Genomic DNA, 4,655 nt, shown 5'->3' with positions numbered 1-4,655 from the left:
GTCCGGCGCTGCATTTCAACTGTCGAAGGCAACCCAAAATAGCCCGTTCCGGTGCGCCGGGCGGGCTATTTCGCGTGTCGGGCCGATCAAGCGAGGATGTTGACCGCGCGTGCCGCGACCAGCGCGATGGTCAGCAGCGAGATCATGGCCTCGGCCATCATCAGCAGCTTGGCGCGCTGGGAAAGGGGCAAGGTATCGGTGGGCGAAAACGCTGTCGCATTGGTGAAGGCGAGGAAGAAATAATCGACGAAACCGGGCAGCCAATCTCGGAGGTCACGGTCGTTCAACGTCATCTGCGCGAACAGGAAATCGGCCTGCGCAAGCTTGACGAGGCCGCAGGTCGGCGGGCCGCCGCGGTCGGTGCTCCAGAACCACAAGGCAAAGACGATGACGTTGGTGACCCAGATGTTGAGTGCGTCGATCAGCAGCGTCGTGCCGCTGTTGCCGCCATGGCCCTCCAGCAAGGCACGCACCAGCAGGACCAGCGAACCGCAGTTCATGATGCTGATGATGGCGGTCATGGTCAGGGCTGTTCTGCGGATCATGACCCGAAACTGGCCGATCGCATGCCACTCGTGGTCCTCGACCGCCTTGCGGGTGGCGGCCTGTGTCCAGGCGGTGGCCACCGACAAGGGCAGCAGCAGAGCGGCCTCCAGTGCGGGCGCTAGCCAGCGCGGCCCGAATGAGAGATTGTTGATGACCAGAAGCTGCAGGCAGATGATCACGAGAACGGCCGCACGGGCCATCCAGAAATCGAGCGCACGGTAGTGGATGATGGCATGGTGGTGGCGCATTTATCAAATCCTGGATGCTTTTTTGGGGACGGGAACCGGTCAGGCGTAGGCGACGCCTGCCGCGATCACGCCCGATGCGCCGTGCCCGGCATGTTCAGGGCGCTCCGGGACGGCGTGTTCCATTGTTGTCCTGCTGGCATGTGATGATGAGAGAGGCGGCATGGTGGCGCGAAACTCTGCCTCAATCTTGGTTTTGCCATGGTCACCCAAGTATACATTTTCGTAAGCTTCGAGTTCTGGGCTGTTCCAAAAACCGTCCGGTGTGATTTATCCACCGCATGACGCGAATCGACGAACCCATGAACGGTTGGCTGCCGGTCGGCAGTTCTGTTCCAGGCGACTGGCGGCAGTCGTCGATCTGGCAGGGGCTGACGCGCTATCCAGAAGCCGGCCTAGCGCTTTTATGCCTGACACAGATCCTGTGCTGGACCGTGGCGCCCGCGCTTGTCGACGTGTCACCGCCCAACGATGTCGTCGAAGGCTTCATGTGGGGCCGCGAATGGGTGCTGTTGACCTACAAGCATCCACAGCTTCCCGGCTGGCTGCTCGAGATCAGCCATCTTCTGACCGGATCGTTCCGCTGGCCGCAATATCTCGTGGCTCAGCTAACGATCTCGGCCACTTTCGTGCTAGTCTATCTGCTGGCCCGCGACATGCTCGGGCGAACCCGCGCGCTGGCCGCCGTGCTTCTGATGCCGTCGCTCTATTTCTTCGGCTGGCCGACCCCACAGTTCAATCATGACTACGCGCAGATGCCCTTCTGGGCCGCTATCTGCTGGCTGTTGTGGCGTGCGGGCCGTGGTGGTGGGCCGGGCTGGTGGCTGGCGCTCGGGCTGGTGTCGAGCGTCGGGCTCTATGCCAAGCTTTCCACCGGCCTATTATTGCTTTTCGGGGCGATCTGGCTGCTGTCGGACACACGCGCACGCAGTCGGCTCGCCACGCCCTGGCCATGGCTCGGGCTCGCGGTTTTCGGCGCTGTCGCCGCTCCACTGGCCGCCGAACTCTGCCGCGTCGATTTCCTGCCGCTGACCTATGCCGCCTGGCGCGATCAGTGGGTGGTGGCCCATCGCTCCCGCTTTTATTATATCGGCGTCCAGATGGCCGGGCTCGGCGGCTTTCTTCTGGTGCTGGCGATATCAGGGCTGCTGCGGCGCTCGCCCGCGCCGCAAAAGCCCGTCGGGCGCGGCACGCTGGTCTATCTCTTGTGGATGGGGGTTGGCCCGGCGATCCTCGTCATGGTGGCGTCCCTGTTCACCGGCGCCGGCGAGGCCTGGGGCGCGCCGATGTACAATCTTGCTGGCGTTGTGGCGCTCGCCTTGCTGGGCCATCGCCTCGGCGCCATCGAGATGCGAAAGCTGGCGATCTGCGCGCTCATCTCCATTGTCGGCATATCCGGTGCCTATGCGGGCATCCGCTGGACGAAATGCAATCTGCGTGGGCGCATGGACGCCGTCTGCTGGCCGGCGCAAAAGATCTCGGATGAGGCAGAGGCTGTCTGGCACGCTGCGACGCCCGATCGGCTCGACATCGTCGGCGGCCATGCCCTTATTGCGCCGCTGGCGGGCCTCAATGCCTATGACAAGCCGTCGATCTTCACCGAACTGAACATGCAGTACGCCCCCTGGATCACCAAGGAGCGGCTGCGCGAGCATGGCATATTGCTGGTCTGGCCCGGGCGCGATGTGCCATCTTATCTGCAGGCGTGGGTGGGCGACATCCCGGTCAAAACCGTTCTTTTCGACTGGTCGCTCAAGGCGCCGCCGGTGGCGATCAGCTTCGCCGCCATTCCGCCTGGCGCGCGGCAGTTGCCGGGTGCTATCGACGGCCTCGCCCGACCGAGCAACTGAAGCAGATCCGCCGGTCCGCTGGACGAAGCAGGTGACAATGCCCATCTATGTCCAGACAAACTTGCCTTTGAGGAGACGTGATATGGCGACTTCGACCGAACGCGCAGTCCTTGCCGGTGGCTGCTTCTGGGGTATGCAGGATTTGATACGGCGCTATCCCGGCGTCATTTCCACCCGTGTTGGCTACAGCGGCGGCGACGTGCCCAACGCCACCTACCGCGACCACGGCAGCCATGCCGAAGCCATCGAGATCAATTTCGATCCGGCCATCATAAGCTATCGCACGCTGCTGGAACGCTTCTTCCAGATCCACGATCCGACGACCCGCAACCGTCAGGGCAACGATGTCGGGATGAGCTATCGCTCGGCTATCTACTACACCAGCGACGAACAGAAGCGCATCGCCGAGGACACGATCGCCGATGTCGATGCCTCGGGCCTGTGGCCGGGCAAGGTCGTCACCGAAGTCGCACCCGTTGGCCCCTTCTGGGAAGCCGAGCCCGAGCATCAGGACTATCTGGAGAAATATCCCAACGGATACACCTGCCACTTCGTCAGGCCGGGGTGGAAGCTGCCGGTTCGGGAAAAAGCGGTGCCGTAGATACACTGATACGACAGGATTTGAGAAGCCGCGGAGCGCTCGCTCCGCGGCTTCTTTTCATTGCAATTCCTACTTGCCGCAATGGTTGTCGTTAACTGTCGGCGCGGTGGTGCCCGGCGACGTACCACTGGCATCGGGCTGTGCGCCCTGCGGATGGGCAGGGCAATTTTCATCCGCGTTTGAATTCGTGGCGCCCGGTGCTACCGTCGTACTGTTGGTCGTGCCGGGGTCTACCGTGTTCGGCGAAGCCGGCGTATTTGGGTCGACGGTGACCGACTTGCCGCTGCCGCCGGATCCGTCGGTGCCGCTTGTGCCATTGCTCTGCGCCATGGCCGATGTCGCCAGGCCAATGGTGAGCGCCGAAGCTGCGAGGATTTTCATGAACATGGTTTGTCTCCATTGTCTGTGAACTCGTCGCGTAGCGACTGGTGGGACAACCTCGCGGCCTGGTGAAGGTTCCCGATAAATTCTCGCGCCGGCAGAGCCAACCGCTCCCGCCCTGGCGCAATGCTTTTGGCGCAGTGCGATAAAAAAACGGCTTTTCCTTCAACTCGAATGATGCTTTAAGGCGCACATCCACAGGGGTGCTCCGTACGGTCGGGGCTGAGACGGGGGCGGCAAGCCCACAGACCCTAGAAGCTGATCTGGGTAATACCAGCGGAGCGAGGCGGGCGATGTTTTCAGGCGCACAGATTTCCCTATATCCCATGACCGACGATTTCGTCGGTGTCATCCTTGGCGCGCTCGGTGCGCTCGATCCCTGGCGCGACAAACTCAGGATCGAGACCGACGACATCTCGACCTTGCTGGTCGGGCCGCCCGAAGTGCTGTTTCCTGCCATGCGCGACCTCTTCGTGGCGGCGGCACGCAGCGGCAAACATTGCGTGTTGTCGGCCACCATCTCGCGCGGCTGCCCGGGCGAGCCGGATGATCCGATCTGCCGCTCCGATGCGTTTGGCAGGCCCGTCGGGCCACTCGGCCCGCGTAAAGATGCGGCCGTCGCGGCGGTGCGCAATGCTGCTGCCACCGGCCAGCCGGCGGCGGCGCAGTTCTCGCTCTATGTGATGGGCACAGACGACCACATGGACGAGATCTACGGCTGCATAGACTTTCTCAAGCAGTCCGGCGTCTATGAGCGCTCCAAGCATTTCTGCACGAAACTGCGCGGTGACGCCGGTGCGATCTTTTCGGCGCTGGACGAGGCTTTCTGCCGTTTCGGACCGGGCGCTGGCCACGTAACCCTCGACGTCACGGTCTCGGCCAACAGCCCGTCGGCCGTCTGAAGCCGCGCCGCTCTCGCGGCCGTCAAAGGTTATCTCCCGTGGTCTCATCATCAGTCGCTTCGCGCCCGATCGCGAGCTTTCTCGTCAAGGCAATGCCGGCCATGATCTCGGCCGGTTTGCTCCTGATGGC

The 4,655-nt window shown here is 62.8% G+C and carries 5 protein-coding genes and 1 riboswitch; of the genes, 3 read left to right on the top strand and 2 right to left on the bottom strand.

The window, feature by feature from the left end; translation table 11 throughout:
* Window positions 1–86: 86 nt before the first annotated feature.
* Window positions 87–794 carry a hypothetical protein gene (locus EN991_RS24250; protein ID WP_127369710.1) on the bottom strand — a complete coding sequence of 236 codons (708 nt, stop codon included), beginning with the start codon at window positions 792–794 and terminating at the stop codon, window positions 87–89.
* A gap of 299 nt (window positions 795–1,093) precedes the next feature.
* Here EN991_RS24250 and EN991_RS24245 point away from each other — a divergent pair, with 299 nt between their 5' ends.
* Complete coding sequence (locus tag EN991_RS24245; RefSeq protein WP_127369709.1) at window positions 1,094–2,641, top strand: glycosyltransferase family 39 protein; 1,548 nt, start codon at window positions 1,094–1,096, stop codon at window positions 2,639–2,641.
* 82 nt (window positions 2,642–2,723) lie between these two features.
* The gene (gene msrA, locus EN991_RS24240) at window positions 2,724–3,242 is read left to right on the top strand and encodes a peptide-methionine (S)-S-oxide reductase MsrA (RefSeq protein ID WP_064993901.1); all 519 of its coding nucleotides are present in this window, start codon (window positions 2,724–2,726) and stop codon (window positions 3,240–3,242) included.
* Between the two features lie 69 nt (window positions 3,243–3,311).
* On the opposite strand, the gene EN991_RS24235 is transcribed toward msrA, so the two are convergent.
* Window positions 3,312–3,629 (bottom strand): hypothetical protein, encoded by a 318-nt coding sequence (locus tag EN991_RS24235; RefSeq protein ID WP_013530794.1) that lies wholly within the window; start codon window positions 3,627–3,629, stop codon window positions 3,312–3,314.
* Window positions 3,630–3,812: 183 nt separating this feature from the next.
* A riboswitch (TPP riboswitch) is annotated at window positions 3,813–3,926 on the top strand.
* On the opposite strand from EN991_RS24235, the gene EN991_RS24230 reads away from it, so the two are divergent.
* On the top strand, window positions 3,917–4,525 hold the full coding sequence (locus EN991_RS24230) for a YkoF family thiamine/hydroxymethylpyrimidine-binding protein (protein ID WP_127369708.1): 609 nt from the start codon (window positions 3,917–3,919) through the stop codon (window positions 4,523–4,525). (Overlaps the previous riboswitch by 10 nt.)
* Window positions 4,526–4,655 lie beyond the last annotated feature (130 nt).

Source organism: Mesorhizobium sp. M7A.F.Ca.US.005.03.2.1, from assembly GCF_003997795.1.
In the GTDB taxonomy this organism is placed as follows: Bacteria; Pseudomonadota; Alphaproteobacteria; order Rhizobiales; family Rhizobiaceae; genus Mesorhizobium; species Mesorhizobium ciceri.
Note: the sequence above shows the minus strand (reverse complement) of the source record. Positions and strands in the feature narration are given on the sequence as shown.

Excerpts from the sequence above, each read along its gene's own strand:
- EN991_RS24230 (WP_127369708.1), top strand. The coding sequence starts at position 3,917 with ATGTTTTCAGGCGCACAGATTTCCCTATATCCCATGACCGACGATTTC.
- msrA (WP_064993901.1), top strand. The coding sequence starts at position 2,724 with ATGGCGACTTCGACCGAACGCGCAGTCCTTGCCGGTGGCTGCTTCTGG.
- EN991_RS24245 (WP_127369709.1), top strand. The coding sequence starts at position 1,094 with ATGAACGGTTGGCTGCCGGTCGGCAGTTCTGTTCCAGGCGACTGGCGG.
- EN991_RS24250 (WP_127369710.1), bottom strand. The coding sequence starts at position 794 with ATGCGCCACCACCATGCCATCATCCACTACCGTGCGCTCGATTTCTGG.
- EN991_RS24235 (WP_013530794.1), bottom strand. The coding sequence starts at position 3,629 with ATGTTCATGAAAATCCTCGCAGCTTCGGCGCTCACCATTGGCCTGGCG.